Here is a 26,373-nt window from a genome sequence, read left to right on the forward strand (position 1 = left end):
CGGTTGTCGGCCTCACTCCTCCTCTTCGTCCTCAGGCTCCTCGTCCTCTTCCGGCTCGTCCTCGTCTTCACCTTCGTGGTTGTCTTTTTCGGCGGGCAGCTCTTCGTCCTCTTCTCCTTCCTCTTCGCCACCGGATTCGTCCTCGTCGTCTTCGAGGCCCTCTTCATGGCTGCGGACGACTTCTCCGTCACGGATCTCGCCGCGCCAGCCTTCGACTTCTTCGTCATCGGTAAGGGTGACGTATCGCTGGAAGTGCTTGAGATCCAGGCGCAGTCGACGCCCCTGTGCACGCCAGATGTTGCCGGTTTTCTCGAAGAATCCGGAAGGGGTGTACTCGACGACAGCAACGATGCGCGTCAGGCTCGGCGCCAGTTCGTGGAAGCTGACGGCACCGTGGGTCGTCCCTTTGGCCCCCTCGGACGTCCACACAATGCGGTCATCGGGCACTTGCTCCAGAACGGTTGCTTTCCAACTACGGTTGGAGAAGGCGATTTTGAGCTTCCAGTCGCTCTCGATCTCATCCGACTGGGAGACGCTGGTGACGCCCTTGGTGAAGGAGCTGAACTCCTCGATCTCGGTCCACCGGTCATACACCGTGCGCAAGGGCATGCCGATGTCGACGACCTCGACGATATTGGTCACCTTGGCGCTTCCGGATTTCCCGCTGCCGCCCCCGAAGGCACTCTTGACCGAATCCACGACCTTGTCCTTCATCGCGCCGGCCTTCTCGCCCACGAATGCCTTGACTGGATTCTCGCCGCCGAGTACCCGCTTTCCGACGTCGAGGAGACCGCCCCCGCCGTCTCCAGCTGTGTCTCCAAGTCCCTGCGCGAGGTCGGTGAGCTTTCCGGTGGCCGACTCCACCAGCCGCTGTCCCTGGGCCCCGAGATAGGCGGACAGCTGCTCCTTGACCTGGTCCAGGCCGGACGGGCTCTTGTCCGTGGGATTGGGCTCCTGCTTGGCCATGCGAGCTACCTCCTACGGCTGTTGCGGTTCGAAGACTTCTTCGCGGCAGCCTTCTTCGGGGGCGGCTTCTTGGCCGTTGCCTTCTTGGCCGTTGCCTTCTTGGCGGGCTTCTTTGTCGCCGGTTCCTTCGTCGCGGGAGCCTTCTTCGCCGCTCCGGCCGGTCGCTTCTTCGGCCGACGACGAGGAGGTTCCTCTTCTTCCTCCTCTTCCTCTTCTTCCGGCTCTTCCTCTGCGTCGGGCTCTTCTTCGCCCTCCTCTTCGACGTCTTCCGCTTCGTCAATTTCCTCGTCTTCGTCATTTTCGTCCGGAGGTTCCAGCAGTGCGTTGGTGCGCTGCTGGAGTGCCTCGGCGACGGCTTCGAGGCGACGGTTCGCGGTAGCCGACAGGGCTGTGCGTCCGGCCTCCAGCATCTCGCCCCGCGCTTGCTCTATGAGTGGTGCTATCTGCGGGTTCTCTGCCAGCTTGCGGGCGCCCAGGCTCACGAGTTCCCGTGGGTTCAGCGGCAGTTGCTGGCCCGCCACCAGGGATGCGAGGCCGATGGCCAGCTTCCCCTTCTTGGTCCGGCCAAGGATATAGCCGGCCGCTACAGCGGCGGCGAGAGAGACCTTCGTACTGTTTTCCATGAGTGCCTCTCAGGGGTGGAGAGAAACGGTCCAAGCACACCCCGGTGAAGCGGGCGCGTGCCTCCTTCACCGCTTGAGCCTCGGCACACCTCCCGTTCGGGAGGGCGCGGAGCGAGGCCGCGATGCCCCCACTACCCCACTGTCCCCCGAATGCCGCCCCTGCGCATCCTTGCCCGCCCACCCGTTCCGGACCTCCTCCAGGTGGCAAGAAATATCTGAAATGCAAGCGATTTCAAGCTACTTGGCATTCCGCCAACGAGGCCATGTCCGCATCCTCGTGGAAACAAGGCGTGTTCTCGTCGCCGCACGTGAGCGGGAAGGGCTTGGGTGGTAGCGATTCCGGAGTTATCTACCTGACCCGGTCGCTCCGGCCGCCGGTTTCCTCGTCATTGCTGTCGTCGCCCGATCCGGGCAGGTGGACATCGAGCACCCTGATGTTGATCTCGACGACTTCCAGGCCCGTCATCGTCTCCACCGCGTCCGTCACACGGTTGCGTATCTCTTTCGCTGTATCCGCGATGGGCTCGCCGTACTCCACGATGACTTCCAGATCGATCGCGGCCTGAGTTTCACCGACTTCGACCTTGATCCCCCTACTGGGTGCGGGCGACTTCGACACCCTGTCCCGGACGGATCCCAAGGCCCGGGAGCCACTGCCGCCCACTGCGTAAATTCCATCGGTCTCACGTACCGCGATGCCCGCGATGGTTGCGACGACCGTGTCGGCGATGGTGGTCGTGCCGCGCGTCCCGCCGCCACCGCGGCTCGTGCCCGGAATGCCGCTGTCGGCGCTGTCGTTGCCGGCCATTGGAGTTCCCTCCGTCGTGGAGAAGAGTGTGTCTGCGGGGGGGCGCCGGGACGCTTCAACGAGCGCTGAACTGCATCGCGGCGTGCGCCTCTCCATCCAATGTCCTCCGGCCTTCGGCAAGCCGCCATTCGCGTGGTTTCCGAGAACCACCCGCGGTGACTGTCACCAATCATTCGGTCCATCACCGCATGCGTGGCAGCCGGACAGTCAACAGACTTACGAACATGTCAGAGCAACGCGCCCGGCCGGCCCGGACCTCTCGATCCACCCGCTCCTCGGCGGGCGGACAGCACGTAAAGGGAGCGGAGGAAGCGGCCGAACGCGCATGCCGGAGCCTGAACAAGCTGATCATTCACAGGACTGAAGGCGTTTGCGCTGTCATACGGAACGACGACGGCTGGCACGTCGACGTGGAAGTGCTGGAACTCGCTCGCATTCCTGACACCACCAGCCTGCTGGCCATCTACGAAGTGGACCTCGACGAGGGCGGCTCACTGCTGCAATACCGCAGGGTCCGTCGCTACCGGCGCGGCCAGGCTGACACGTGAGCGCCCGACACCAGAGTAAATCCGGAGAGACGGTCACCCCTTGAGTACATACAGTGAGGAGGTTGTCCGCGTTCCGCGCGCCGGCAGCCTCTACGACGTCCTGGAACTCATCCTCGACCGCGGCATGGTCATCGACATCTTTGTGCGCATATCGCTGGTCGGCATCGAAATCCTCAAGATCGATGCACGCATCGTCGTCGCCAGTGTCGACACCTACTTGCGGTTTGCCGAAGCCTGCAATCGGCTCGATCTGGAATACGACTCAAGCAGTAGAACGGTGCCCGAGCTCTTCGGCGGCGGCGTGGCCAAGAGCGTGGGGAAAGCCGGGGCGAAGAAAGCAGTACATTCCGTGGGCGACACGGTCAAGAAAGCCGTCGGCATGGGCGACGGCGACGACGAAACGCAGGAAGAAGAACAGCCGGAAGAACGGCCGCGTAAGGCCAAGCCACGTTCGCGAAGCACCGAAAGCGGCCGCACTCGCAGCCACAAAGAGGAGCGCTGACCGATGGCTGCATCGGGCATCTATGTGTACGGCATTGTGAGCAGTTCCCACCCGCTTCCCCCGGCGGCCAGGGGCGTCGGCGAGCCGCCCGCCGAGATCCGGTTGCTGCCGGCCGGTGAACTGGCGGTCGTGGTGAGCGCGACGCACCCCGGACTCAGGGCACGGCGCCGCGACCTCATGGCGCACCAGGGGCTGCTCCTGGCGCTGGCGGAATCCGGACCGGTACTGCCCATGCGCTTCGGCGTGGTCGCACCGGACGAAGCTACCGTGCTGCGCGATGTTGCGGCACGCCAGAGCGAGCACACCGGTGTTCTGGAGCGACTCGACGCCCGGGTCGAGATGAACGTGAAGATCATGCCGGTGCAGGACAACCTGGCAGCGCTGATCCGCGAGGATCCGGTGGTCCGCAGGGTCCGCGAGGAAACTCGCCGTAACCCCGGCTACGAAGCCAATGTCCGGCTCGGTGAAGCGGTGGCGGCCGGTCTACGGCGCCGGGCCGCAGTGGTCGCGGCCCGGCTGCCGGCCGAATTCACGGAGGTCGCCGACGAAATGCGCCCGGGGCCAGAAGTAGAAGGCTGTGTGCTGAATGTGTCCTTCCTTGTCCCCCGACGCAACGAAGCGCGCTTCCGTGCCGTCGCGGAGCAATTCGCCGCGGACCACCTGGACCGGCTGGAACTGCGACTGAGCGGGCCTCTGCCCTGCTACAGCTTCGTAGGCCCGGAATCTGCCCCGGCCAAGGTCTGACATGGGTCTGCTCTCCGGTGTGCTGCTCCTTCCGCTGGCTCCGGTGCGCGGCGTGGTCTGGATCGCCGACCGGCTCATCGACGCGGCGGAGGCGGAACTGTACGACCCCGGCGTGATTCGCGTGCAGCTCGCTGCGCTGAACCTCGCACTGGACAGAGGAGAAATCGACCTGCCGCAGTTCGAACGCGAGGAAGAACGGCTGCTGGACCTACTCGAAAGGAAGCCGCTGAGATCCTTCGGTGACACATACGGGCCCTCCGGTAACTCCCGTATGAACCGCACCGAAGGGGCCGCGGAGGCGAAGCGGACGGCTGGAGGTACAGCGTGACGGAACTGGACACACGGGGTACGCCGCCCCCCTCCACAACCAACCTGGCCGAAATCCTGGAACGTGTGCTGGACAAAGGAATTGTGATCGCGGGCGACATCAAGATCGACCTGCTGGACATCGAACTGCTGACGATTCGCCTACGGCTGTTCATCTCGTCCGTCGAAACAGCGAAGAAAGCCGGCATCGACTGGTGGGAGACCGACCCCGCCCTTTCGTCGCGCGCCGCGCACAATGCGCTGTCCGAAGAGAATCAGCGGCTGCGCGAGCGGATCGAGGCCCTGGCGGGCGATGACGCCCACGAAGCCCACAGGGAAAGGGAGCTGCGCCGCCCATGAGTGTGACCCAGCATTGCCCGGTCGGTCCAGCCGGCAACGTCGGCTCCTCGGTCACGTACGTCTTCGCTGTCTGCGGTCCGGGCCGTCCCGGGCCATTCGCCGCCACCTGTGGGCACACCGGGGGCGGGCCGCTGCGTCTCCTGGCCGTCGGGCCGCTGTGGGCCGTGGTCCAGGACGTACCGGCAGTCACCTTCTCCGAGACGGCCCTGCATCGGCGGCTCACCGATGCCGCCGAACTCGAACGCTGCGCACGAGCCCACCACGACGTCGTCACTGCTGCTGCCGCGGGCGGCCCCACGGTGCCGCTCCCGCTGGCCACGCTCTATCTCTCCCACGAGCGGGCCACGGCCGCCCTCGGTGCGAACCTGGAACGCTTTCGAGCAGCATTGGGCCGCGTCGCGGGACGGGTCGAATGGGGGGTCAAGGTCTACGTCGTGGAGTCCGACACGACGGCCCGGCCCGCCCCATCCGCACCGCCCGAAACGCCTCAGCCGGGATCCCAGCGAGTTTCCGGCCGGGCCTACCTCAGCCGTCTGCGCCACCGTCAGCACTCGCGCGAGCTGAACCGGGAGAGCGCACTGGCCGCAGCCGAGCAGGTCGACAGGGCGGTCAGGGAGATGGCCGTCGGCTCGGTCCGGCACCGTCTGCACGGCCCCGAGGCGACCGGCAGGGACCGCACCCAGGTCATGAACGCGGCCTACCTGATCGCAGAGGAGAGGGGCGACGAGTTGGCGACCACGATCCGGCGGCTCCGCGACTCCCCGGGTTTCGACAACATCGAGATCGAGGTCTCCGGGCCCTGGGCCCCGTACTCGTTCACGGACGGAGGAGAACTTGCAGGGCATCAGTAACCCCGTCCCCTGGCAAGGACCGGAAGCCACGGCACCCATCGGCGTCCCGTTGGTCGACCTGCTCGACCGGGTACTCGGTACGGGCGTCGTCATCAGCGGAGACCTGGTGATTGCCATCGCAGACGTTCCGCTGATCCGCCTCTCCCTGCACGCCCTGCTGGCATCGGTCAGCGAGCGCGTCCCCGCGCCTTGGGCCGACGGAGGGCCCCTGTGAGCGACACCCGCATGGACATCGACCCACACAGCGCAGGCCGTGACCTGGCTTCGCTGGTCCTCACCGTCGTAGAACTACTCAGACAACTGATGGAACGCCAGGCCATCCGCCGGTTCGACAGCGGGGAGCTGACAGAGGACCAGGAGGAACGGGTGGGCACCACACTGATGCTCCTCGACGAGCGCATGACGGAACTCTGCGAGCAGCACGGGCTGCACCGCGAGGACCTCAACCTGGACCTCGGCCCGCTGGGCAATTTGTTGTCCCACGAGTCGCGTTGACGGCACGCCGTCCCCGTCGTAGGCATTTCAGCGGCCGCTGAGGCGTTCCCACCCACGTTGAGGTTTGGTGAAGGACGAAGGCAGCCTTCACCATCGCGGCGCCACGGTGGAGCAGGTCGCCGAGGCGACGTCCGCGCTGGGGTTGTACACGGGGAGAACACCCCGGAGGAGCACACGGAGGGGGCTGCCAGACGCGGTGGAGCTGGACGACGACGCGCGGCACACCGCGTGGGAAGAACAGCTCACGGCCACCGGTGCCGGGCTCCTCGATGCCTCTCTCGCGCGGGTGGGGTTCATCCGCTGGCAGGTACTGAGGGCCGGCACCCCGCTCCGGCTGATGGCGCAGAACCCGGCGACCGGGCCGATCCCGCCGGCTGCCGTGCACGCGCCGACCGGGCTGCACATGCTGCTCGGTGTGATCGCCGTCGCCCTCGGCGATGTGGACACCCCGGCCGCGCAGGCCGGACAGCATCAGGCGGCCCGCGAGGCGCTCTCGGTTCGGCTCACCATGCAGCCGGGCTTGTTCCGGCCGCTCGCCCTCGCCCACCGAGCCCGCGCGGAGGATGCCGTCCAGCTCGATCATCACCGTGCGGGCCTCCGGCTGTGTTGCGGTCTGCTCGCAGGGGCTCAGGGGTGCAGTTGCCGCCCTTGTCCGCAGGGGAGTTGGCGGCAGTTGTGGTCTCGTCGGGGGCGCTGTGCAGCACGCAAAACACACCCCTGACTGCGTTTTCGCAGGCCAGAGTGGTGTTACTGGCGGTAGCGGTGGGATTTGAACCCACGGTGACGGGTTACCTCACGATAGTTTTACAAAGCGTCGCGCGACGGTGTGATCGGCGTGCCAGACTTACGACATGGAGGCAACACGGACCACGGGAAGTTGATCCAGTCGTCGGTGCGCTTCCACACGTACTCGCACTTCACCAGCGAGTGCGGCTTCTCGTAGATCACTGCGCTGCGGACCTCCGCGACGGTGTCCTTGCAGAAGTCGTGCACCAGCTTGAGCGTCTTGCCGGTGTCGGCGACGTCGTCGGCGATCAGCACCTTCTTGTCGCTGAAGTCGATGGCGTTCGGCACCGGCGCCAGCATCACCGGCATCTCCAGGGTGGTGCCCACGCCGGTGTAGAACTCCACGTTCACCAGGTGGATGTTCTTGCAGTCCAGTGCGTACGCGAGACCACCGGCGACGAAGACCCCGCCACGGGCGATCGACAGCACGATGTCGGGCTCGAAGCCGTCGTCGGCGATCGTCTGCGCCAGCTCGCGGATCGCCCCGCCGAACCGCTCGTACGTCAGGTTTTCCCGTACGTCACTCACGAATCTCTCTCAGACCTTCTCTGTCTTACGCCCTGTGCGCGCCACGTCCCGGGGCGCAAGCCCCGCCTTCCGCACGCCGTACCCCACCCCCGACGGCGCACGCTCGCTCCGGCGGGCGTGCCTTCACACCTGAGTACGGTGGAAATTCTTGAAGGACCGCGACGGGGTCGGCCCCCGCTGGCCCTGGTACCGGGAGCCGTACCGCTCCGACCCGTAGGGGTGCTCGGCCGCCGACGTCAGGCGGAACATGCACAGCTGCCCGATCTTCATCCCCGGCCACAGCTTGATCGGCAGCGTCGCCACATTGCTGAGCTCCAGGGTCACGTGCCCGCTGAACCCCGGGTCGATGAACCCGGCCGTCGAGTGCGTCAGCAGCCCCAGCCGTCCCAGCGAGCTCTTGCCTTCGAGCCGGGAGGCCACATCGGCCGGCAGCGTGATGACCTCGTACGTCGAGGCCAGCACGAACTCGCCGGGGTGCAGGATGAACGCCTCATCCCCTTCCGGCACGACCTCACGCGTCAGGTCGGCCTGCTCCATGGCGGGGTCGATGTGCGGGTAGCGGTGATTCTCGAACACCCGGAAGTAGCGGTCGAGACGGACGTCAATGCTGGACGGCTGCACCATCGACTCGTCGTAGGGGTCGATGCGCACCCGGCCGGCGTCGATCTCGGCCCGGATGTCCTTGTCTGAGAGAAGCACGGGGACGAGGATACGCGCCCACCCGTGCGGACCCCACCTGCAACGGGGCGGGGGTGACCTGCGCAACTTCGGGAGCGGTGCGCTGCGGTCGGCTGCGCTCTGTGGCCACGGTCCGGCGAGGGCCGGGCCCGGTGCGGCCCCGGAACGATGACGGCCCGGCCCCACCGGGACCGGGCCGTCACCCGTCACTCCTGCTTCCGTCGGTTCCGGCCCGCCCCGGCACCTGCCGGGGCGGGCCGCCGGGCTATCGCTTCGCGTACTCCACCGGTACCGCGCTGCGCAGCCGCGCACAGCGCGGGCACCGCAGCAGCCGTCCGGGACCGAGCCGGTCGGTGGTCTGCATCGGGAACGAAGCGGTGCTGAACACGTGCCCCTCGGCACAACGGACGACGGTGCGCTCCATCAAGTCCTCTCCCAACTGCGTGGACAACGAAAGCCACATTAGGGGATCAACTGGGCACCTTCTCCAGCGGCTCTCCGCCACCCGAAAGCCCCCACCGAGGACCACACACCCACCCCGCGCACCGACCGGGGAACCACCCCACCGTACGCCCCAACTCCCGCACCCCACAGCCGCTTCGCACCACCGGGACCGCCTGCCCGACACCAACCGACCGAGAGCTCCACACGCGCCGGTCATGCCATGGGGTACAGTGTCCGCAGTTATCTCGCCGCACATTCCGGCGATTTCGCGGGTGTAGTTTAATGGTAGAACATGAGCTTCCCAAGCTCAGAGCGCGGGTTCGATTCCCGTCACCCGCTCCAACGACTCCGGCCCAGCTCAGGGACACAAGTCCCCGGCTGGGCCGTCGTGTTGTCTAGACCGATTCAGGCGCCGCGCACCACCTCCGCACCACCTCCCCCGTCTTTCGGCTTCTCAGACGCCTTCCGCCGCGCCTCACGGACCATCCGGTCAAGGCCACCGGCCACCTCCCGCTGACGGTCGAGATCGGAGTGCTGGTAGATGAGAGCGGCCCGCTCGGTCGACTGACCGGCCCGCACCATCGTGTCCTTCAAGGTCGCCCCGGACCGGGTGGCCAGCGTGTGCCCGGTGTGACGAAGGTCGTAGAACCGGAAGCCCTCCGGCATCCCGACCGTCTTGCGTGCACGTCGCCACGTCCGGCCGAAGGTGGACCGCCGGAAGGGGCCCTTCTTCGGCCCGATGAACAACAGGCCGTCCTGGGGCTTCTCGGCGTACCAGTCCAGGTGCCGCCGCAGATCCTTGTGGAGGAACCCGGGGAGCACGATGTGCCGTCGGCCGGCGTCCGACTTGGTGTCCCCAACGGCGCGCTTCCCGGTCGTCAGTTCCGGAGCCGCCGCCCGGACCCGGATCGTCATCGCGTCCAGGTTCACGTCCTTCCGGCGCAGCTCTGCCTGTTCCTCCGGCCGCAGCGGGCCGTAGGCGCCGAGGAAGACCATCAGCCGCCAGCGCGGGCCCACGGCGTCGGCCAGCGCGTCCACCTGCTCGACGGTCGCCGTCGGCCGCTCGGCCGCCGACTCCTTGCCCGCGCCACGGATGCGGCACGGGTTCCGGCGGATCAGCTCATCGTCAACCGCCGTCTCCAGGATGGCCTTCAGCAGGCGGTAGGTCTTGGCGACCGTGGTCGCGCCGGTCGCCTTCAACCGCTCCGTCCGCCACTTCCGGACGCCCGGCGCGGTGATCTCGTCCAGGTCGAGTTCACCGAGCTGGGGCAGGAGGTGGAGCCGCAGGAGCCGCCGATACAGCTCCTCGGTGGTGGCGGAGAGGTCGCGGTCTTCCACCCACTCCAGCGCGTACTCCTGGAAGTTGACCGCGCCCACGTCGGGCGCCCGCCAGTCGCCCCTGGTGAGGTCCGCCTCGACCTGTGACAGCCAGATCTCCGCATCCGTCTTGCTGTCGAACGTCTCCGGCGAGCGGTGCCGCTCGCCGGAGCGGTCCAGGTACGAAGCGGTCCAGCGACCGGAGCGGTACTGCCGCACCGCGCCGAACCGCCGCATGTTCGCGCCTGACTCCGGGCCCCTCTTCGCCATCAGGCAGCCCTCCTGCGGGTGGATCGGCTAAGGGCCGGAACGGTTCGAGAAGCCAAGAACTCCGCGATGACGCTTTCGGGGATGAGGATGCGGCGCTGATCCTTCACGTACGTGATGCGCCGTTCGGTGATGAGGCGGCGTACGAACCGCTCCCCACCGAGAAAGGCGCCAGCTTCGCGCACAGTCAGGTGTGGTTCGAGAACTGCCGGCGTATCGCGGGGCGGGTTCACAACAGATAGACGAGGCATTGCTGCACCTCCAATGAGCGGGCGCCTGTCCGAGGCGTGGATTTCTGCGTCACAGCGTCAGGCACGTCATGCAGGCGCTTGACCAGCGAGTTTGCGTGACAGGGCGCTGTTAGGTGTCTGTCACGGCTTGGGGGCTGTGTCACTGGCCTGTGACGCGGGTGACGTGGTGTGACGCGAATTTCGGGCGTCTGTGTCACGGCCGTTGAAGCAGGTCAGAGGCCGTCTTGCCGGTGACGAATGACGTGGTGACGCAAGACCTTCTCTCTTAGGAAAAGAGAATGGGGTGGTCTTGTACGCGCACAGGTTGGAAAGAAGGAGCCGCTTCGCGGCGCGTCCTTGGGGCGGCGCCTAGCGCCGAACAGCAAGAAGAGCACCCCGCCGCCGGGTGCTCTTCTTGCTTTTTATCCGGCATCAGGTCAGTACAGCGAGCCCTGTTGGTGAAGGGGTTCGGGTACGGGCCGGGCCATGGCGATGTAGCGGGCGGTGCGAGTGCGGCCCCAGTCGACCACGACACCCCGGGCGGCGAAGGTGGGCTGGAGGCGCTTGAGGCGATCTGAGAGGACTTTTCCGGTGGTCGGCCACCCTTTAGGCAGGGGGCGGCAGTCGTCGCCACTGTGGAGGCGGCTAAGGCAGTCCAGCCACTCGGAGGAGGTCATCCGTTCCTCCGTCCCGGGTTCGAGGCTCGCGGCGTACTGCAGGACGGTCTGCGCGAGTAGGTCGCCTTCGATCACGTCGTCGTTGAGGTCGTCCAGACTGGCCCGGTAGGCGGGCAGCGCGGAAAGGCCGGTGGCCGTGTCGAACTGGGCACACAGGTGGGCGAAGTCGGCCATGCGTAGGTCGGTGGGGGTCTCGGCCTGGGCCGCGCGGACCTTGACGGTGAGGTCGAGGAGGGATCCGAGGATGGCTGGCAGCGCCTCGGCGAAGTCGGCCCACAGTTCAGCTTCGGTGCGCCGGACGCGGGGGCGCTCCAAGCGCAGGGGCAGGAGGCGTTCGGCGAGGTCGGGGCGGATGACGCCGACGTCGATGCCGGTGAGGAGCAGGGGGCGACGGTAGCGGGAGCGGTAGACGTCACCGTCGCTGAACAGGGCGCGCTTGATGGACTCGGCACCGGTGACGATGCAGCACATGAGGTCGGACAGGTCCGGGGCCAGATGGCTGAGGTTGTCCAGGGCGGTGATCCACCCTGCCGCGACGGCGGTGATGAGGCTTTCTTCGTCTTTGGGGGCTCGGCGCAGGTCGCCGCTCATGCCTTCGATGATGCGTACGAGCATGCGGCCTGCGGTGGACTTGCCTGCGCCCTGGGGGCCGGTGAGGAACGGTGCGGGGACGGGCATGGAGGGTTCGAGGCAGCCGACGAGCCAGGCCAGCGCGAGGCATTCGGTGTCCGGGGTGGCGAAGTTGGTCAGTCCCAACAGGGCGTCGATGCCCTTGCCGTCCGTGTCCTTGGCGGGGAGGGGGAGTTCGCCGGTGAGCTGGGTGCGGCGCCAGCAGACCTCGGCGGGGTCGGGGACGGCGATCGTCCAGCCGGTGGGGTGGATGCGGACGGACTGACCGTCGTCGCGGCCCAGGTCGAGCCAGGTGGCTCCGTCGAAACCGGGGGCGACGCGGATGTGGGTGGCCTGTACATCCTGGGAGAGTGCGAGGGCTTCGATCAAGTCCAGTGCCTCCTTGAGTGCGGTGCCGTTGAACACGCCGATCCCGTCGCGGAACAGGCCGACCATGAGTTCCTGGCGGTGGCTGCCGGTGGTGCCCTGGGAGCGGATGGGGCGGGCGACGGGGTGGCCGTTTCGCTGGGCGTAGACCATGCCGTCGACCGTGCGGAAGTAGCGGAAGTGGGCCTGCGCGTAGTCGGTGATGATCTCGCGTGCCGGGGTCTTCTCGTCCTCAGGCACGGCTCACATCCCCAGAGCCGTCTGGGCGTTTGCCCAGGCGACAGTGCAGTGCCGGGGCGATTCGCCCCGGGCGTGGGCGGCGGTGAACAGCCGCTGGACGTGGGCGTCCGTGAGGCAGCCGCACCGACCGTGTGTGGAGAGCACGGCGAGGAAGGCGGAGTAGGTGGCGTTGTGGATGGCGGTGCGGGCGTCGGTGATGCGCTGTACCGCCATGGTGATGCCGCGTTCCAGGTAGGCGGGACTGCGGTGCGGGCACGCCCCGCCGCCCAGCGGGGTCAGCACGGCGAGGGAGGGCCGGGCGGTGGAGTGCGCGGCCCGGGCCCTGGTGGGCTCGTCGCTCTCCACCAGGGCCCGGACGGCGTCCGGCAGGGGGGCGGTGGTACCGGTGCCGTGCCCGCACCAACGGGCGTAGGACATGAGGCTCTTGATGTCCACGCCCGGCCGCACAGCGTTCGTCGAACGCATGGCTCCGCGGTAGATCCAGTGTTCCCCGCGGGTGGTGACCACGGTCCGGGTCGGCGGCAGGGTGGCGCGGGCCCAGGCGACCGCCGCGTCGTCGTCGAGGTCCACGACCGTGAGCCCGGCGCCGCCGGGGTGGTAGGCCAGGGCGGCAGCGGAACGCCAGGACGGGAGCCAGGAGGCAGAGGTGATGACGCCGGGGTCGGTGGTGGCAGCGGCCCAGCCGTGACACGGCCGCGGGCACTGGCACTCCCCGGCGGCGAGCATGTGCGGCCGGTCCCCGCAGGCGCTTCCTGCGCAGTCGCCGCAGTTGGCGACGGGCCGCTTACCCCGACTCAGAGGGAGAACAGGCGCGCCGGTGGCGGCCAGGGCGAGGGCTACTCGCCGAATGTCGGTGGGTTGGGTCATGCTGGAGACCTCCATGGTCTGGTTGGACTGGGAGACCAGGGCGGCCCGAGGCTTTGGCGAGACGCGGGCCGCCCTAGCCATGACTAGGCGTGGAAGGCGCCGACGGGGGCGTTGTCCCAGGTGACGGTCATGGCGCAGGGGCTCATGCGCTTGCCGGCGGCGGCGTGGATGTCCTCGTGCGCGGTGTCGTGGACCGTGTCGCAGACCAGCAGACCGCCGGGGGTGAGCGTCCAGCCGCCGTCCGCGTCGGCGGTGACGTAGTCGAGGGCCTCGGCCGGGCTGTCGAAGTGATGGACGAATCCCTCCTCGTCGCTGGAGCCGCCGCACAGGGAGCACACAGGGACGTAGCAGGCGACAGGGCGGGTGTGCCGTTCGGCGTGATTGTCGATCACGGGTTGACTCTCCTTGCTGAAGGCGTGTTTTCGGGGCCTGAGAGGGGTGTGGGTGGGGGTGGCTGTAAGCCCCTCTACCGGGCGCTACCTTGCAGGTCAGGGCCCCTCTACCGGGGGCTCTACCTGGGTAGCGGGCCCCCGCTACTTGAGGGGGTCGGGTAGCGCCCGGGGTAGTGGGGGTCAGGTAGCGGGGGCGGTAGAGGGGACCCCCTCTACCGGGCCGGTGGAGCGGGCCGCCAGGAGCAGTTCTTCGGGGACCGCGGCTTCCAGATCGGAGCGGCGGTAGCCCGCGCGGTTGCTGCCGTTGATCTTGACCTGCTTGCTGGTGCGTTCGACGCCGGCGGTCTCCAGCTCGGCGGCGAGCCGGTCGGGGTCCCAGTCGCCGTAGCGGTCTTCGTCGGCGTTGACCAGGCGGGTGAGCAGGTCGACGGTGTGCAGGCGGTCGGAGTGCCGCATGGCGTCCAGGCAGTCCGACAGCACCGGGGCGATGACGACGCCTGCCGCCCCCGCGGCGGCCGTCACGTCCCCGGCGGCGGCGCCGGAGAGCTGCCCGATCTTCTCGCGCAGGGCTCGGCCCCTCAGGCACATGGAGTTGAACTCCGTGGTGGTGAGCAGGTCGTTCTTCACCGTGGCGTGGGAGGCGGGGCCGGTCACCAGCACGGTGACGCCCATGTGGTCCTCCGACAGCAGCGACGCGTCCGCGCCCATGGCGGCCTTGCCGGAACCGAGGACCATGTCCGAGCTGGTCTTGTCGGTGACCTGGGTGCAGCAGCGGATGGTGATGATCTCCCGCAGCTTCGTCGGCACGGACTTCGCATCGGGGCGCTGGCTGGCGTAGTTGGAGATGAATCCGGCGGCCGGTCCACGGCGGGCGATCCGGCCCAGGTCGTCCACCACTTCCTCGCGGGTCTTGTCGTCCATGGCCAGGAAGGCTTCTTGCAGCTCATCGACGGTCAGGAAGATGAACGGCATCTTGTACTTCTCGGTGATCTGCGGGGTGAGCTTGCCCTCAGGGCAGATCGAGGTGGGCAGCCCACGGAACAGGGCGAAGCGCCGTTCCATCTCGGCAAGCAGTTCCTTGAGCATCGCGATGAACGCCGTGATGGCGTCCTCCTCGGCACCGAGCACGAGGCGGTGGGCGACGTGCTTCATGCCCATCCAGTCCTGACCGCCCTTGAAGTCGGCCACGTAGTGCCGCACCCAGGGATCGAGCAGCCCGGCCGCGGTCATGATGCGCTGCGTGAACGTCTTGCCGCGGCGGGGCAGCCCGCCGAAGAACATCGACTGCCAGACGACCGGGACGGTGATGCGGTTGCCGCGGGCATCCTGCCCAAAGGGGATCGGATCCCAGATCGAGAACCGCTCCAGCTTCGCCAGCGGCGACGAGGTGGGCTCCGACAGGTAGGGGTCGTCGTCGGCGACCCACATCGAGACCCGGCCGGCGTTGCCGCCCTTGGCCGCCCGAACCCGGGACATGATGACCTGGATCTCGTCCACGCCCAGCTCCTGCGCGATGACCTCGCGCTTGGACAGCACGTCGGAGGCGGTTTTGCCGCCACCACGCGGCAGGTCAAAGACCACCGCCCAGCCACGACCGTCACGGACCGGGCCCATCACGCAGTGAATCTTGGGCCCCTCGTCGTCCCCCTTGCCTGCCTTGAGCAGCCCGGCCGCGCGCAGCGCGTCGTTGAGCTGCTTGGCGGACATGTCCACTTTCAGCGGGGGCGCAGCCTGGTCGAGGAGCCGTGTCTCCTTGCCGCGGCCGAGGTAGGCGAGCGGGGCGACGACGGCGGCGCTCATGCCGACCTGTAGGGCCGGGTCGGCCAGGGCCATGCCGGTCGCGGCGGCGGCCACGGCGACGGCGGCGATCCCGAACCGCCACCGCCGCGACTGCGTACGGGCAGCGTGCGCGGCCTGATGCCTTGCTGCCAACTCGACGTCTTCGGGGCGTAGTTTGACCTGGGCGCGCAGGGCGCGGACGGTCGCGGTGTGCTCCTTGGCGGTCAGGGTCGGCCAGAGTCCGACGCAGGCGCGGAAGAAGCCACGGCAGGCCAGCAGCACCGTCTTCATCAGGTACTTCGGGGTCCTGATGGAGTGGTAGCGGGTGTGCCACCACACCAGGCGCCCCAGGGCCTGGACGTGGGCCTGGATGGAGGCGCACGAGCGGGCCCATACGGGCAGGACGGGGGTGTCGGGGACGGTCAGCCAGTCGGCCAGCGGATTGTCCGCCCGGTCAACCGCCTCCACCACCGGCTCCGCGTCCGGCTCGGCGGCCGGGGCAGGGGCGGGTTCCTTGGTGAGGTTGACGGGGGTGGGGCGGTGGTCGTCGAGGTGATGGACGGTGCCCACGGCGGGTTCCTCCGTCGCGAGTTCAGTCATGATGGAGTCTCCTGTCTGCCCGAAAGGGGCGGGATGGGCCCGGGGCGGCCGGACTGCTGCCAGGCGGGATGCGGCCGCCCCGGGGCGAATTCACTTCTGGGTGCGCTCTTCGCGTTCGCGGGCGCCGTCGAGGACGCGGTCGAGCTTGCGTTCCAGGTCGCCCTGGTAGACCTCGTCTCCGGCCAGGGCGCGCTTGGCCATCCGGCCGATGTACCAGCCGACCTTGGCCTTCTCACCGGCGGTCAACTTGGGGTCGTCGTACTTCTCCATGTCGGTTCCCTTCCGGAGCGGGACTGTCCGGCTCCCCACCGCACCCCGGCCCTGGCGGGGCGGGGTGCGTCTGGGCAGCCGTCAGCGACGGCGGCGGGTGATCTTGGCGACGTTCTCGGCGGCCTGCTTGGCGTCGTCCCCGCCGATCGAGCGCACGACGGTCACCACGCCCCAGGCCGCGGCGACTGCGACGAGCGCGACGACGGCGAGGGAGATGGCCATGGAGGAGAGGGCGGCGACGAGCAGCGGGCCGAAGTAGACGCCGGCCGCGACGGTTCCGGCGCCGATGCCGGTACCGAGTGCGATGCGCTGGGTGGTGCGGTCGGGCGGGGCCTGGTGGATGTGCTGGACGATCTGATGCGGCGCCTGCGGTGCGGGCAGGTGGGCCGCGTCGGCGTAGGTGTAGGTGCCGTCCGGGAGCTGCACCACCCGGACGGGCTCGGGAAGATTGGTCATGGCTACTCCCTTTCGGCCCGGACACGCGCGTTCCAGGTGTCCTGGCGGGTGGTGAACTCGGCGTGGATCGGGGCCCCGGTCGTGCAGGGCTGGCCGTTCTGGCAGGCGGCGCAGGAGCCGAGATGCGTCGTGGACGCCTCGAACGCGCGCATGTAGGCAATGAACTCGTCGTCGCGGGACACAGGTCTCCTCAGATCGGAGCAAGGGGCGGATGGCCGACGATCGGAAGAGGCGTCGGCTGAGTGAATTGGCGGAGTGCCCCGGGCCGGATTCGATCCGACGCCCTCACGGCGGAATGCCGGGGCTGTGACGCGACTGAGAGCCGTCAGGCGGCGTCCGGGCAGGTCATGGCGCGGCACGTCTCGGCGTGACCCTGAGCCCAGTCCCGAGCCCTGTCGGCAGCGCGCTCCACGGACTCCTCGTGGGTCATCCCGTAGCCATAGAGGCCGTCGTCCCAGTGGAACTTTTCGCCGTCCGGGCACCCGGTGCACTGGGCGAAGGTGGCGTAGACGCCGCCGCCGCGCTCGTCGTGGTTGATCTCGGTGACGGTGACGTTCAGGTCGGGGTCGGAGAGGGCCTTGCCGGCGTCGGTGAGGTAGCGGGCGATGACCCGGGGCCTACGGGCCGCCTTGGCCGCCGCCTCCTCGGCACGCTTCCTCTCGTACGCCTCGGCATCGAAAGGGACCTGCGCCAGCCGGTGGCTGAAGTCCAGGAATGCGCGGTCGCGGGCGTCCATAGCTTCCTCCTAGATGTGGTGTCTCAGGACGTTGGTGTCATGAGGTCGTCGGTGGTGAGGTGCGCGACGATGTGGTCGGCGGCTGCTCGGCTGGCAGGGTCCACGTCCACTTCCCAGCGCGTGCGGAGGGCGTGCACCTGCTCGCGCAGGGGCTGGGTGGGGGTGTCGGCGAGGATCTGGCCGATGCGTGCGGGGCTGAGGCCGGTGCGGGCGGCTATGGCGCGCACGGAGAGGTCCCCGTCTCGGTGGGCCCAGCGGATGGTGGTGTCCCGTTCGATGCGCGCGGCTTCGTCGCGGAAGGCCGACAGGCGCAGCCGGATGTCGTGAGGGGTGTCTAGTTTTCTGGACACCTGAGCCCTCTTTTTGGGGTGGGTTCGGGTGGCGTGGCCGCCGAGGGAGGCGAGGACGCGCTCCCGCCAGCGGAAGGCCCATTTGGGGCAGTTGGCGCATGTGGTGTGGGTGCAGCCGGGAAGGCGGGGGCTGCGGCGGGCTGCGGCGGACCAGGCCATGGAGTCCGAGGAGGCGAGCAGGCTGCCGTAGGCCCCTAGCCCGGAGGTTTTGATGCCGAACCCGTGCAGCCTGATGCCGGGGAGTCGGTCGCAGACGGCGTGGATGATCTCGGCGGCCTCGGTAGTGGCCTCGCGGCGGCAGACGCTGCCGATGCCCACCGTCGGCTCCGCGGCCAGGTCCACGCCTGCGTCGTGGTAGCGGTCGATGCAGGTCAGATACTCGGGCAGCGTGTAGCCCTGCAGGACCGGCACGAACGGCAGGTCCGGTGCGATGTGCCGCAGTTCGAGGAAGTTGACGACGGTGCGGCGCTGGTGCTCGGCCACGCTGAGCCCAGTGCCAGCGAACGTGACGGGGCCTGCGGTGCCGCCGCTGATGACGATCGGCTCGCACATCCAGTCCTGCGGCGCCGCCCACACCAGACCACCGATCTCGTCGCGGTAGCGGCGGACCCGGTCGCCGTACTGGCGCGGCGAGGGGCCGTGATCCCACGAGCCGTACTGCTGTAGCTCAGTGAATCCTCCGGAGTCCAGCGCCCAACTGCCGCGTGCGTCGGGCAGTGAGCGGCGTCCCCGTAGGCGGCGATCGCTGACGAAGAGGGGTGCGGTAGTGAGGGCCAGCCAGTTCGGCTGGTGAGTACCAAGGAAGAACCTCATTGACTCCTCCACGGTTGGTGCCACAGCCGACAGCCGTGGCACCAACCTCATGAGATGACACACCTAGAGGTCGAACAGGCCGTCGGCCTGCGGCGGAGCGGTGTGGATGGTCTTGCGGTGGGCGCGGGTGGCGCCGGTGTGGCAGGCGGGGCACCAGGCCCGCAGGTCGCCGGGGCCGAGCTGGGCGGCGGCCAGCGGCGGGAGGCTGGGGTCGGCGGGGGCGGCAATGAGGCGCACCCAGCCGCCCTGCTTGCTGGTGTAGCCGTCGTGGGTGCGGGGGGCAGCGGCCCTCCGTCTTGCGGTGCGGGGTGCCGCACTGGCCGGTGCACCAGCACCGCCACCCCACCGCCTCCATCACCGGCCGCCACAGACCGGCGTAGGCGATCGGCTCACTCACGCCGCCACCCCCTCACCGACGACCGAGCGGTCGGCGCGGTCGGCGCGGAGGGTGTCGCGCAGTCCGCGGGCGTTCTTCGCGGAGGTGCGCAGCTTGGTGCGGAGTCGATCGGCGGTCAGGTCGTCGGTCGACCAGTCGGCCGTCACCCGACGCGCCTCCGCCAGAAGCTGGTCGTAGGTGCGCTTGGGTCGGGTGTCGCGGGCGCCGACGGGCACCCGACCCGTCACCCGACGCGGACGCGCCCCCTCCTCCGCAACCGCCTTCAGGCCGGTAGTCGGGTGGGAGTCGGTCGGCTGAGCGGCGGACCCGACTCGGGTCCGGGGGCGGCGGGTGAGTCGGGTGCGGACACGCAGCCACCGCCGACGCGGGACACCCGACTCTTGCAGGTCAGACCCCGACCCTTCCACCCCCTCTTGCGGTACTTCCTCCGCATTTGTAGAGGTGTCTGTGAGGGCCTTGGCGAGGCGGTCGGCGGCCTTGGCTTCCTTGCGGTGGAGTCGGGGGGTCATACCCGGCTCGTCGCAGCCGTGGACGATCTCCCACGCCCGCTCCCACGCATCCGACTCGGTCAAGTGCTCGTGCGGGGCGGCGGACAGGAGTCGGGCAGCGACCCGACCCACCCGACGATGATGCCGACGGCGCCGACTCGCGTGCCGACGGGCATCGCGGGCGCCCTCGTCGTGGGCGGCGAGGGTGGAGACCCACTGCCGGATCTCGAAGACCAGCGGACCCAGGAGCGTGACGGCGGCCAGACCGACTCCGGCGGCGGTCGCGTCGGCGGGCGACAGGCCGTCGAGGTGACGTCCGTAGCCGTAGTTGATGGACGCTGCGAACCCCGCCGCCGCGGCGACGAGGGCCCGCAGCAGCCACCGGACCCACACCGCAACAGACCGCGCGTCGGCGTAGGCGACACCCGCCGCCATCACCCACGCCGAGCCCTCCACACCCAGCGGGACGGGCAGCAGCATCGGCGAGATGTCAACGAAGTGCGCGATCTGCGCGGGCAGGGAGGCGAGGCCGGACGCGACGACGAGGGCGAGGGTGCCGGTGCGGTAGATCCGCTCCGGCGTCAACGCCTCCGCCCGCCGCTCCGCCCACTCCGCCCGACGTCCGGCGCAGGCAGCGCGGTCGGCGACCTTGTCGGCGCGGGCCTGATCCCGCCGACGTGCAGCCCGCTCGTCCCGCGCCTGTTCCCGCTGGGCCCGGCGCTCGTCCTCGGCAGCAGCGTTCAAGCGGGCCTGTTCGGCGTTGGCGGCCCGGTCGTCCCGCGCCGCCTGCCGGTAATCGATCACGTTCACACCGCACCCCCCGCACCGAGGTAGCTGACGCAGAACACGCGCCACTCCACCCCGTCGCGCAGCATGGAGAACTCCAGCGTCACCCGGTCATCGACGTGATCCACGGTGACCGCATCGGTGGGGATGTCCAACGCCTCGCGCCATGCCTCGAAGTGGCTGGGGCAGTCGACCAGCGCATGCACCTCGTTCGGCGCGATGCTGTGGGAGGTGAGGTAGGCGCCCGGCAGACCCGGATAGGCCACAGCCATCCGCTCCGCGCTCGCCAGCGCCGCAGCCTGCGTGTTCAGGGAGGTGATGGTCATGCCGCCCCCACCCACGCCAGCACCCCGGCCACGAGCAGCAGCGCGCCACCGGCCAGGGTCCAGTCGATCGAGCGCCGCAGATGCTTGTACTTGGCGACGGCGATCCCCGACAGGGCCACGATGTCCCGGGCCCGGCCGTCGGTCTCCATGAAGTCGGTGAGTTCACCGGGGGTCATCTGCGCCCACAGCGGGAACCCGCCGACCGGGCGCGGATTGCGGGGGCCGCCGCTGAGGTTCGGGCGGGCCGCTCGCAGCAGTACCACCGCGGCGCCGATCAGCACCGCCACGCCCATCGCCCCGATGACCTGGGCCGCGGTCGACAGGTGGGTACCGCTGGCCACCGACCAGGCGCCGGCGAGGATCGCACCGTCGAAGGCCAGCAGCAGGCTGATCTTGGTGTCGGTGCGGGAGATCTCCGCCTTCACCTCCGCGTGCGCGGCGGTCAGAGCGGTATCGGTCGTGTAGCTCATGCCCCCACCTCCGACAGCACGGCGCTGGCGGCGGTGCGGTTGGTCAGGGCCCGGCGAGCCTCCAGCGCCCGCCGGCGGGCCCGGCGGATACGGCGCTCGTCCAGCTCGTTGGGCGTGTGGCCGAGGGCGATGATCTGGGCGTCGAGGAGGGCGAGTTCGGCGGTGATGACGGGCATCTCCGCCTCGATCTCCGCCAGCTCGAAGGCCGACGGACCGCCGTCCGGAGCGGACGGCGTAACGAGCGTGAGGCGTTTGACGATGTGGGTCATGAGTTGGTCCTCTCTGGAACGGCTCACTGCGGCCCGGTGTCATTAGCACCGGGCCGCGCCGCGTTGTAGATCAAATGGTGATGATGAGCAGGGCAGTGGCCCTCTACCGCAACCAGCCGCCGCCGGGGCGGCTGGCGCGTACGTCGTTGTCTCCGCGCAGCGCGGCGCAGTAGACGTCCTCGGCCCGGTTCAGGCGCTTGACCGCCTCGGCCTCCCCAAGGTTCTTGACGTGGTTTTGCCGGGCGGCGTCGTATTCCTTCTTCGCTTCGGCCTTGCTGATGCGCTCGGACATGCTCAAGCCCTTTCGGAATGGGGCGGATCAGATGGTGGCGATGAGCAGGGCGGCGAAGGTGGACGGCCGCCCCGCTGTTGTTACTGGCCTTCGCGAGCGAGGCGCTCCAGCTCCTCGGCCTGCTGCTTGGAGGCCCGCTCCTGCTCTTCGACCGCGCGGCGCAGCTGCTCTTCCAGCTCCATGGTTGATCTCCTGTCTCGTATCTGCGGTCCGGTGAACGCGCGAAGCCGCCTCACGGACGTATCCGGAGGCGGCCCCGGGCGGGGACACGAAGGGTGCTGCACTGCCGGACTGGTCGAGCTCCCGGCAGCCACCTAGGTATGTCGATGTCGGCCCATCAGGGCCTCCTTTCTGTCGGCCCGGATCGCTCCAGGCGGCCTCCCGACCCGTACCAGGGGTGGAGGCGCCCTCCCACGCCCAGTGGTGCTGGACCAATGGACCGGAGGTAGTCCCATCGACCACCCGTGTGCAGGCGGCTGAGACGGCACTCTGTTGAGTTCTCAAGCAACAGCGCTTCCTTTGGGTCCGTTTCACTGGACCCTCCGGGCTTGAGGTACATGTAATACCTGTATCGCTTCCTCTGTCAAGCGATCCGCCCTGAGGCGTGCTCTCTTGATCTGCCTCCAGAGTGCCGACCGCAGGTCAGACGGACGACTGCTCTGATGGACGGCTCCGGGACGGCTGACTAGAGTCCAAGGCGTCCCAAGACGTCCGGGGGAGGGCGACGATGGCGAACGAGCGACTGCGCGGCGCGATTGCGGAGCGAGGCTTTACCTTCGAAGACTGCGCCGACCAGCTCGGCGTGGCAGCCAAGACGGTAGAGCGGTGGGTCACCACGGGCCGTACGCCGTACCGGCGTTTCCAGTACGCGATGGCTTCACTCCTGCGCTACGAGGTGTCCTACCTCTGGCAGGACGAGCGCACGATGGCGGATGTTGCCGCCGCAGGAAACGCCGAGTTGGTGAGGTTGTACCCGCACCGTTCAGCGGCACCGCGCGCACTGTGGCCACAGATCTACGAGAAGGCGCGGCGCCACTTCGACGTGCTGGTGTACTCCGGGTTCTGGCTGACCGAGGACCCCGCATTCCTGAGGCTGATCAAGGAGAAGGCGGCGGACGGTGTACCCGTACGCCTCATGCTTGGTGACCCGGACAGCACCGAAGTGGCGATGCGAGGGGTCGACGAGGGCATAGGCCCAGCCATGGCCGGCAAAATCCGTAACGCCCTGCTCAACTACGGATCTCTGTTTGGGCGACCCAACATCGAGTTTCGGCTTCACAGCACGACGCTCTACAACTCGATCTACCGGTCGGACGATGAGCTTTTGGCGAACGGCCACGTCTACGGCGTAGGCGCCTATCTTGCGCCCGTGCTCCACTTGCAGAAAGTCCCGGGCGGGGAACTCTTCGACACCTACGTGGAGAGCGTGGAACGCGTCTGGCAAGAGGCGCGGCCGATCTCCACACCCACGGGATGAGAGGCAACGGCATGAGCCGCATCGACTACTTCAATGACCCTGCCGCACCCACGGCCAATTCCGTCGTTCCGTCGGTGACAGCGGTCGTGCGCGACCCTGAGGGGCGGCTGCTCCTAATCCACAAGGTGGACAACGACCTGTGGGCGCTCCCTGGTGGCGGGCACGATGTCGGCGAATCGATCGCCGAGACGGTGGTTCGTGAGGTTGCCGAGGAAACCGGTATCGACGTCAGAGTCGACGGGGTCATCGGCCTCTACACAGACCCTCGCCATGTGATGGCGTACAGCGACGGCGAGGTCCGGCAGCAGTTCTCGATCTGCTTTCACGCACACCCCACGGGCGGGTCGCTCCGTACGAGCGAAGAGTCCAAGGAGGTCCGCTGGGTCTCCCCAGCGGACCTCGATTCGCTCACCATTCACCCGTCAATGCGGCTCCGCATCTCACACGGGCTGGACGACTCGCGGCCGGCGCCCTACATCGGCTGAGGCGCGCCAACAGCCACCAGGCGACCCTCGACTCTGCCTACGGCGGCATGGATGTCAGGCGCAGCACGCTGAATGAACCGACCAACAATCGTGTCCGCGCCGTACCTGGACACGATCTCGTCCAGGCGTTCCGTCTGAGTCGTTCGGGTGCCGTGCGGCGTCGTGGTCATGTCGCAGAAGATCAGCGCATCGGTGAGTGAGGAATCCTCGATGCTGAACTCACCCTCCAGCTCGTCACGTAGCCCGCGCTCCTCTGCCTCCAGCAGGGCGCAAGAGTGGTGGGCCACCAGGGAGGTGACTCGCTCGTTGAATTCCCGGCCTCGAAGGAATCTCGCGCCATCAAGAGGGTGAAACCCCGTCTGGGCGATCTGCGGTGCGTAACCAATGTCGTGGAGCACCGCAGCGGCCTCCAGTACGTCGGCATCGTCACCGAGGATGGGGCGGAGTCCGGCGGCGCGCCTGGCCACACCCAGCGAGTGTGACCAGCGACGCGGGAGCGGTTCAGCCAGCATGGATTCCGCAAGGGCAAACGCGTCGGTCGTGAGTCCCATATCTCCTGTCCTACGAGTCGTGTGCGGACGGCACGGCGCGGATGAACCTCCCCTTGCCGTGAACAGCCTGAAGAACGCCCTGCCCCTCCAGCGATGAGAGCGCGGAGCGCAGGGCCGTACGCGAGACAGCCAGGTCGGCACAGAGCGTCGCTTCGGAAGGGACCGCGTCCCCTACTTCGAATCCACGCTCCTTGATCAGATCCGTAATGCGCTGGACGAGGGGCCGTCGGGCACTGGCCTTGCCGACAGCCCGGCCCACGCCAGGCGCCGAGTGAATCAGTCCCTCCGACTCCAGTACGTCCAGGGCACGCCGGACCGTAGTGCGCGCGACCCCATGTGTGCGCATCAGCTCGGCTTCGGAGGGGAACCCCTCCTCGAAGCGGCCTTCAGCGATCTCCTTACGCAAAGCGTCGGCGATCACCAGGTACGTGCCGCGCGGACTTGCTCCGGGCATCTGATCTCCTCTCGTATCGACCTCCTTCAAGCCTCGCACGGGCAGCCAGTCCTTCCGATGGCGGCAGCAAGCACCAAGATCAAGAGGACGCACCACGTCGCACCACCTCCGCACCACCTCTCACGGATACCTGCGGTCAATAGCGGTAAATGAAGCGCTTCGCCAGGGGCTCCATACAGAGCATTTGCGCAGGTGATCGCGGCTATGCCCCGCAGTGATCAGGGATTCCCAAGCTCAGAGCGCGGGTTCGATTCCCGTCACCCGCTCCACAGCGAAGCCCCAGGTCAGAGACCTGGGGCTTGTTTGTTGTCCAATCCGCTTCCGGGTCGTCTGCAGCTCACGTGCCGTAACGGGCCGCTGTCCGGGCCGAGTTGGCGTCCGTGAGCCGTTCCACCGGGTCCGTCCGGGCGAGGCGGCGCCCGGGCAGTGGTGTCAGGTGAGGCCGGCCAGGGCCAGGAATTCGCTGCGGGAGCGCGCGTCGTTGCGCAGGGTGCCCAGGAGAGTGGAGGTGAGCGTGCTGGAGCCGGCGGGTGCCAGGTGCGGGGCGGTGTGGGGTTGCCGGGTCATGTCAGCTTCCCCTCACGCCGAGAGCGGTGATTGCCCGAGTGATCGGTGCGGCGATGTTCATGAGGCGCCACGTCGTGAAGTGCGTACCCGTCGCGATCGCATCTGGCGTGGTCACGCCGGTGAAGGTGGGCGCCGACCACCTTCAGTTCCACCAATAAATCTTGGTCTTATTCGCGGGCGGCGTCAAGATAGGCAGTACCGCGGCGCATCTACGGGAAACGCTCACCAGTTGCGCCCACCGACGTACGCGTTAGCGTGAAGAGGTGACCTCCGGCACAACGCCGCAGAGTCCCGCAGGTGACGCCGCGATCGATTCCCTCAGCGTCCTCGGCGAGGACTCCCGGCGGCAGATGTTCGCGTTCATCCGGCGGCAGCACCGCCCCGTGACCCGGGACGAGGCCGCCGCCAGCGTGGGCATCTCGCGCAAGCTCGCCGCCTTCCACCTCGACAAGCTCGTGGACGCCGGTCTGCTGCGTGCCCGCTACGGATCACCCGGCGGGATCCGGAGGGTGGGCCGCCAGCCCAAGGTCTACGAACCGACCGACGGCCACCTCCACGTCAGCATCCCGGACCGCCGTCACGAACTGCTGGCCGACCTCCTGCTGGAGGCCGTCCTGACCGAGGCCGACGGCGAATCCGCGACCCACGCCGCCGTGCGCACAGCCGGTCGGCGCGGCCGGGAATGGGGCGAGCGGGAGCGGGACCAGACGCGCCCCGGCCGGCTCGGTGCGGAACGTGGACTGAGCGTCTGCGAGCGGATGCTCGGCCGGCACGGCTTCGAGCCGGTCCGTGAAACACCCACCCAACTCCGACTGCTCAACTGCCCGTTCCAGCCCCTGGCGGCCAAGGCCCCCGAGCTGGTGTGCGGCATGAACCACGCCTTCATCACCGGATACCTCCAGGGCCTGGAGGTCGGCGGCGTCGAGGCGGTCCTCGCCCCGCGCCCCGGAGAATGCTGCGTTCAGCTGGGCCCCACCAAGGAGTGATGCGCGACCCCCTTCACCACAGCGACGTCGTCGAGCTACCGACCGAGGACGTCACCGACGCCGCCCGGGCGCCACCACCGAGCACGGCTGACAGGAACAGCGGCACGGCGCCGGGGTGGGCGTGGGCGACGCCCACGGGGACCGGCCCGGCGTTCTTGACCGGAGCACTGACATGCCTATCAACCGCACCGTGCAC

The 26,373-nt window shown here is 68.4% G+C and carries 39 protein-coding genes and 1 tRNA gene; 13 read left to right on the forward strand and 27 right to left on the reverse strand.

What is annotated here, in order from left to right:
- Positions 1-12 precede the first annotated feature (12 nt).
- The 3 genes from OG422_RS14290 to OG422_RS14300 form a co-directional block, all read right to left on the reverse strand.
- Positions 13-966 (reverse strand): SRPBCC family protein, encoded by a 954-nt coding sequence (locus OG422_RS14290; RefSeq protein WP_405743157.1) that lies wholly within the window; start codon positions 964-966, stop codon positions 13-15.
- A gap of 5 nt (positions 967-971) precedes the next feature.
- A complete protein-coding gene (locus tag OG422_RS14295; RefSeq protein WP_405743159.1) occupies positions 972-1,589 on the reverse strand; it encodes a hypothetical protein in 618 nt (205 codons plus the stop codon).
- Positions 1,590-1,938: 349 nt separating this feature from the next.
- On the reverse strand, positions 1,939-2,397 hold the full coding sequence (locus OG422_RS14300) for an Asp23/Gls24 family envelope stress response protein (protein WP_405743161.1): 459 nt from the start codon (positions 2,395-2,397) through the stop codon (positions 1,939-1,941).
- Between the two features lie 224 nt (positions 2,398-2,621).
- Between OG422_RS14300 and OG422_RS14305 the strand changes: the two genes are divergently transcribed.
- The 9 genes from OG422_RS14305 (at position 2,622) to OG422_RS14345 (ending at position 6,924) form a co-directional block, all read left to right on the forward strand.
- Entirely contained in the window at positions 2,622-2,945 is a 324-nt protein-coding gene (locus tag OG422_RS14305; protein ID WP_405743163.1) for a gas vesicle protein, read from the forward strand.
- Positions 2,946-2,985: 40 nt separating this feature from the next.
- Entirely contained in the window at positions 2,986-3,447 is a 462-nt protein-coding gene (locus tag OG422_RS14310; protein WP_405743165.1) for a gas vesicle structural protein GvpA, read from the forward strand.
- Between the two features lie 3 nt (positions 3,448-3,450).
- Positions 3,451-4,191: a GvpL/GvpF family gas vesicle protein gene (locus OG422_RS14315; RefSeq protein WP_143940854.1), complete on the forward strand. Its 741-nt coding sequence runs from the start codon at positions 3,451-3,453 to the stop codon at positions 4,189-4,191.
- A gap of 1 nt (position 4,192) precedes the next feature.
- Positions 4,193-4,519 carry a gas vesicle protein GvpG gene (locus OG422_RS14320; RefSeq protein WP_405743167.1) on the forward strand — a complete coding sequence of 109 codons (327 nt, stop codon included), beginning with the start codon at positions 4,193-4,195 and terminating at the stop codon, positions 4,517-4,519.
- Positions 4,516-4,857 carry a gas vesicle protein gene (locus tag OG422_RS14325; RefSeq protein WP_405743169.1) on the forward strand — a complete coding sequence of 114 codons (342 nt, stop codon included), beginning with the start codon at positions 4,516-4,518 and terminating at the stop codon, positions 4,855-4,857. The genes OG422_RS14320 and OG422_RS14325 overlap by 4 nt, the downstream gene beginning before the upstream one ends.
- Positions 4,854-5,708, forward strand: a complete 855-nt coding sequence (locus OG422_RS14330) for a GvpL/GvpF family gas vesicle protein (RefSeq protein ID WP_405743171.1) — start codon at positions 4,854-4,856, stop codon at positions 5,706-5,708. The genes OG422_RS14325 and OG422_RS14330 overlap by 4 nt, the downstream gene beginning before the upstream one ends.
- A complete protein-coding gene (locus tag OG422_RS14335) occupies positions 5,692-5,922 on the forward strand; it encodes a gas vesicle protein (protein ID WP_405743173.1) in 231 nt (76 codons plus the stop codon). Before OG422_RS14330 ends, OG422_RS14335 begins: the two co-directional genes overlap by 17 nt.
- Before the next feature lie 11 nt (positions 5,923-5,933).
- Positions 5,934-6,203, forward strand: coding sequence for a gas vesicle protein K (locus OG422_RS14340; RefSeq protein WP_143940865.1), 270 nt, complete (start codon positions 5,934-5,936; stop codon positions 6,201-6,203).
- 196 nt (positions 6,204-6,399) lie between these two features.
- A complete protein-coding gene (locus OG422_RS14345; protein ID WP_405743175.1) occupies positions 6,400-6,924 on the forward strand; it encodes a DUF6245 family protein in 525 nt (174 codons plus the stop codon).
- 83 nt (positions 6,925-7,007) lie between these two features.
- Here OG422_RS14345 and OG422_RS14350 read toward each other — a convergent pair whose 3' ends face one another.
- The 3 genes from OG422_RS14350 to OG422_RS14360 form a co-directional block, all read right to left on the reverse strand.
- Complete coding sequence (locus OG422_RS14350; protein WP_143940849.1) at positions 7,008-7,517, reverse strand: phosphoribosyltransferase; 510 nt, start codon at positions 7,515-7,517, stop codon at positions 7,008-7,010.
- A 123-nt stretch (positions 7,518-7,640) separates the two neighbouring features.
- Complete coding sequence (gene dcd / locus OG422_RS14355) at positions 7,641-8,216, reverse strand: dCTP deaminase (protein ID WP_143940848.1); 576 nt, start codon at positions 8,214-8,216, stop codon at positions 7,641-7,643.
- A 244-nt stretch (positions 8,217-8,460) separates the two neighbouring features.
- A complete protein-coding gene (locus tag OG422_RS14360) occupies positions 8,461-8,619 on the reverse strand; it encodes a hypothetical protein (RefSeq protein WP_405743178.1) in 159 nt (52 codons plus the stop codon).
- A gap of 288 nt (positions 8,620-8,907) precedes the next feature.
- Between OG422_RS14360 and OG422_RS14365 the strand changes: the two genes are divergently transcribed.
- A tRNA-Gly gene (locus OG422_RS14365) sits at positions 8,908-8,981 on the forward strand.
- Positions 8,982-9,044: 63 nt separating this feature from the next.
- Here the strand turns inward: OG422_RS14365 and OG422_RS14370 are convergent.
- From OG422_RS14370 to OG422_RS14450, 17 genes are all read right to left on the reverse strand, one after another.
- Complete coding sequence (locus OG422_RS14370) at positions 9,045-10,226, reverse strand: tyrosine-type recombinase/integrase (RefSeq protein ID WP_405743180.1); 1,182 nt, start codon at positions 10,224-10,226, stop codon at positions 9,045-9,047.
- Positions 10,226-10,474, reverse strand: coding sequence for a helix-turn-helix domain-containing protein (locus OG422_RS14375; RefSeq protein ID WP_405743182.1), 249 nt, complete (start codon positions 10,472-10,474; stop codon positions 10,226-10,228). The genes OG422_RS14370 and OG422_RS14375 overlap by 1 nt, the downstream gene beginning before the upstream one ends.
- Positions 10,475-10,890: 416 nt before the next feature.
- Complete coding sequence (locus tag OG422_RS14380) at positions 10,891-12,366, reverse strand: ATP-binding protein (protein WP_405743184.1); 1,476 nt, start codon at positions 12,364-12,366, stop codon at positions 10,891-10,893.
- Positions 12,367-12,369: 3 nt separating this feature from the next.
- A complete protein-coding gene (locus tag OG422_RS14385) occupies positions 12,370-13,233 on the reverse strand; it encodes a bifunctional DNA primase/polymerase (RefSeq protein ID WP_405743186.1) in 864 nt (287 codons plus the stop codon).
- A gap of 83 nt (positions 13,234-13,316) precedes the next feature.
- The gene (locus OG422_RS14390) at positions 13,317-13,625 is read right to left on the reverse strand and encodes a hypothetical protein (RefSeq protein WP_405743188.1); all 309 of its coding nucleotides are present in this window, start codon (positions 13,623-13,625) and stop codon (positions 13,317-13,319) included.
- Positions 13,626-13,805: 180 nt separating this feature from the next.
- On the reverse strand, positions 13,806-16,004 hold the full coding sequence (locus tag OG422_RS14395) for a cell division protein FtsK (protein ID WP_405743190.1): 2,199 nt from the start codon (positions 16,002-16,004) through the stop codon (positions 13,806-13,808).
- A 90-nt stretch (positions 16,005-16,094) separates the two neighbouring features.
- Positions 16,095-16,274, reverse strand: coding sequence for a DUF6257 family protein (locus OG422_RS14400; protein ID WP_405743192.1), 180 nt, complete (start codon positions 16,272-16,274; stop codon positions 16,095-16,097).
- 81 nt (positions 16,275-16,355) lie between these two features.
- Positions 16,356-16,730 carry a DUF6251 family protein gene (locus tag OG422_RS14405; protein WP_405743194.1) on the reverse strand — a complete coding sequence of 125 codons (375 nt, stop codon included), beginning with the start codon at positions 16,728-16,730 and terminating at the stop codon, positions 16,356-16,358.
- A gap of 2 nt (positions 16,731-16,732) precedes the next feature.
- A complete protein-coding gene (locus tag OG422_RS14410) occupies positions 16,733-16,912 on the reverse strand; it encodes a hypothetical protein (protein WP_405743196.1) in 180 nt (59 codons plus the stop codon).
- A 143-nt stretch (positions 16,913-17,055) separates the two neighbouring features.
- On the reverse strand, positions 17,056-17,466 hold the full coding sequence (locus tag OG422_RS14415; protein WP_405743198.1) for a hypothetical protein: 411 nt from the start codon (positions 17,464-17,466) through the stop codon (positions 17,056-17,058).
- Between the two features lie 23 nt (positions 17,467-17,489).
- Positions 17,490-18,629 carry a hypothetical protein gene (locus OG422_RS14420; protein WP_405743199.1) on the reverse strand — a complete coding sequence of 380 codons (1,140 nt, stop codon included), beginning with the start codon at positions 18,627-18,629 and terminating at the stop codon, positions 17,490-17,492.
- Positions 18,630-18,692: 63 nt separating this feature from the next.
- Positions 18,693-18,866, reverse strand: a complete 174-nt coding sequence (locus tag OG422_RS14425) for a hypothetical protein (protein ID WP_405743201.1) — start codon at positions 18,864-18,866, stop codon at positions 18,693-18,695.
- A 156-nt stretch (positions 18,867-19,022) separates the two neighbouring features.
- Positions 19,023-20,324: a hypothetical protein gene (locus tag OG422_RS14430; protein WP_405743203.1), complete on the reverse strand. Its 1,302-nt coding sequence runs from the start codon at positions 20,322-20,324 to the stop codon at positions 19,023-19,025.
- Positions 20,321-20,626, reverse strand: a complete 306-nt coding sequence (locus tag OG422_RS14435; protein WP_405743205.1) for a hypothetical protein — start codon at positions 20,624-20,626, stop codon at positions 20,321-20,323. Before OG422_RS14435 ends, OG422_RS14430 begins: the two co-directional genes overlap by 4 nt.
- Positions 20,623-21,096: a Pycsar system effector family protein gene (locus tag OG422_RS14440; RefSeq protein WP_405743207.1), complete on the reverse strand. Its 474-nt coding sequence runs from the start codon at positions 21,094-21,096 to the stop codon at positions 20,623-20,625. Before OG422_RS14440 ends, OG422_RS14435 begins: the two co-directional genes overlap by 4 nt.
- The gene (locus OG422_RS14445; RefSeq protein ID WP_405743208.1) at positions 21,093-21,365 is read right to left on the reverse strand and encodes a DUF6284 family protein; all 273 of its coding nucleotides are present in this window, start codon (positions 21,363-21,365) and stop codon (positions 21,093-21,095) included. Before OG422_RS14445 ends, OG422_RS14440 begins: the two co-directional genes overlap by 4 nt.
- 103 nt (positions 21,366-21,468) lie before the next feature.
- The gene (locus tag OG422_RS14450) at positions 21,469-21,657 is read right to left on the reverse strand and encodes a hypothetical protein (RefSeq protein WP_405743209.1); all 189 of its coding nucleotides are present in this window, start codon (positions 21,655-21,657) and stop codon (positions 21,469-21,471) included.
- A 727-nt stretch (positions 21,658-22,384) separates the two neighbouring features.
- Between OG422_RS14450 and OG422_RS14455 the strand changes: the two genes are divergently transcribed.
- Both OG422_RS14455 and OG422_RS14460 read left to right on the forward strand, forming a co-directional pair.
- Positions 22,385-23,134: an XRE family transcriptional regulator gene (locus tag OG422_RS14455; protein ID WP_405743210.1), complete on the forward strand. Its 750-nt coding sequence runs from the start codon at positions 22,385-22,387 to the stop codon at positions 23,132-23,134.
- A gap of 11 nt (positions 23,135-23,145) precedes the next feature.
- Positions 23,146-23,619: an NUDIX hydrolase gene (locus tag OG422_RS14460; protein WP_405743211.1), complete on the forward strand. Its 474-nt coding sequence runs from the start codon at positions 23,146-23,148 to the stop codon at positions 23,617-23,619.
- Here OG422_RS14460 and OG422_RS14465 read toward each other — a convergent pair.
- The 3 genes from OG422_RS14465 to OG422_RS14475 all read right to left on the reverse strand — a co-directional run bounded on the left by OG422_RS14465 (position 23,607) and on the right by OG422_RS14475 (position 25,191).
- The gene (locus OG422_RS14465) at positions 23,607-24,170 is read right to left on the reverse strand and encodes an HD domain-containing protein (RefSeq protein ID WP_405743212.1); all 564 of its coding nucleotides are present in this window, start codon (positions 24,168-24,170) and stop codon (positions 23,607-23,609) included. The two genes, OG422_RS14460 and OG422_RS14465, sit on opposite strands and share 13 nt — an antisense overlap.
- Before the next feature lie 10 nt (positions 24,171-24,180).
- Positions 24,181-24,624 carry a GntR family transcriptional regulator gene (locus OG422_RS14470; protein ID WP_405743213.1) on the reverse strand — a complete coding sequence of 148 codons (444 nt, stop codon included), beginning with the start codon at positions 24,622-24,624 and terminating at the stop codon, positions 24,181-24,183.
- A 432-nt stretch (positions 24,625-25,056) separates the two neighbouring features.
- A complete protein-coding gene (locus OG422_RS14475) occupies positions 25,057-25,191 on the reverse strand; it encodes a hypothetical protein (protein ID WP_405743214.1) in 135 nt (44 codons plus the stop codon).
- A gap of 263 nt (positions 25,192-25,454) precedes the next feature.
- Between OG422_RS14475 and OG422_RS14480 the strand changes: the two genes are divergently transcribed.
- Positions 25,455-26,177 carry a helix-turn-helix transcriptional regulator gene (locus OG422_RS14480; protein WP_405743215.1) on the forward strand — a complete coding sequence of 241 codons (723 nt, stop codon included), beginning with the start codon at positions 25,455-25,457 and terminating at the stop codon, positions 26,175-26,177.
- A gap of 13 nt (positions 26,178-26,190) precedes the next feature.
- On the opposite strand, the gene OG422_RS14485 is transcribed toward OG422_RS14480, so the two are convergent.
- Positions 26,191-26,373 (reverse strand): hypothetical protein, encoded by a 183-nt coding sequence (locus OG422_RS14485; protein WP_405743216.1) that lies wholly within the window; start codon positions 26,371-26,373, stop codon positions 26,191-26,193.

This window comes from Streptomyces sp. NBC_01525 (genome assembly GCF_045040405.1).
GTDB classification, from domain to species: domain Bacteria; phylum Actinomycetota; class Actinomycetes; order Streptomycetales; family Streptomycetaceae; genus Streptomyces; species Streptomyces benahoarensis.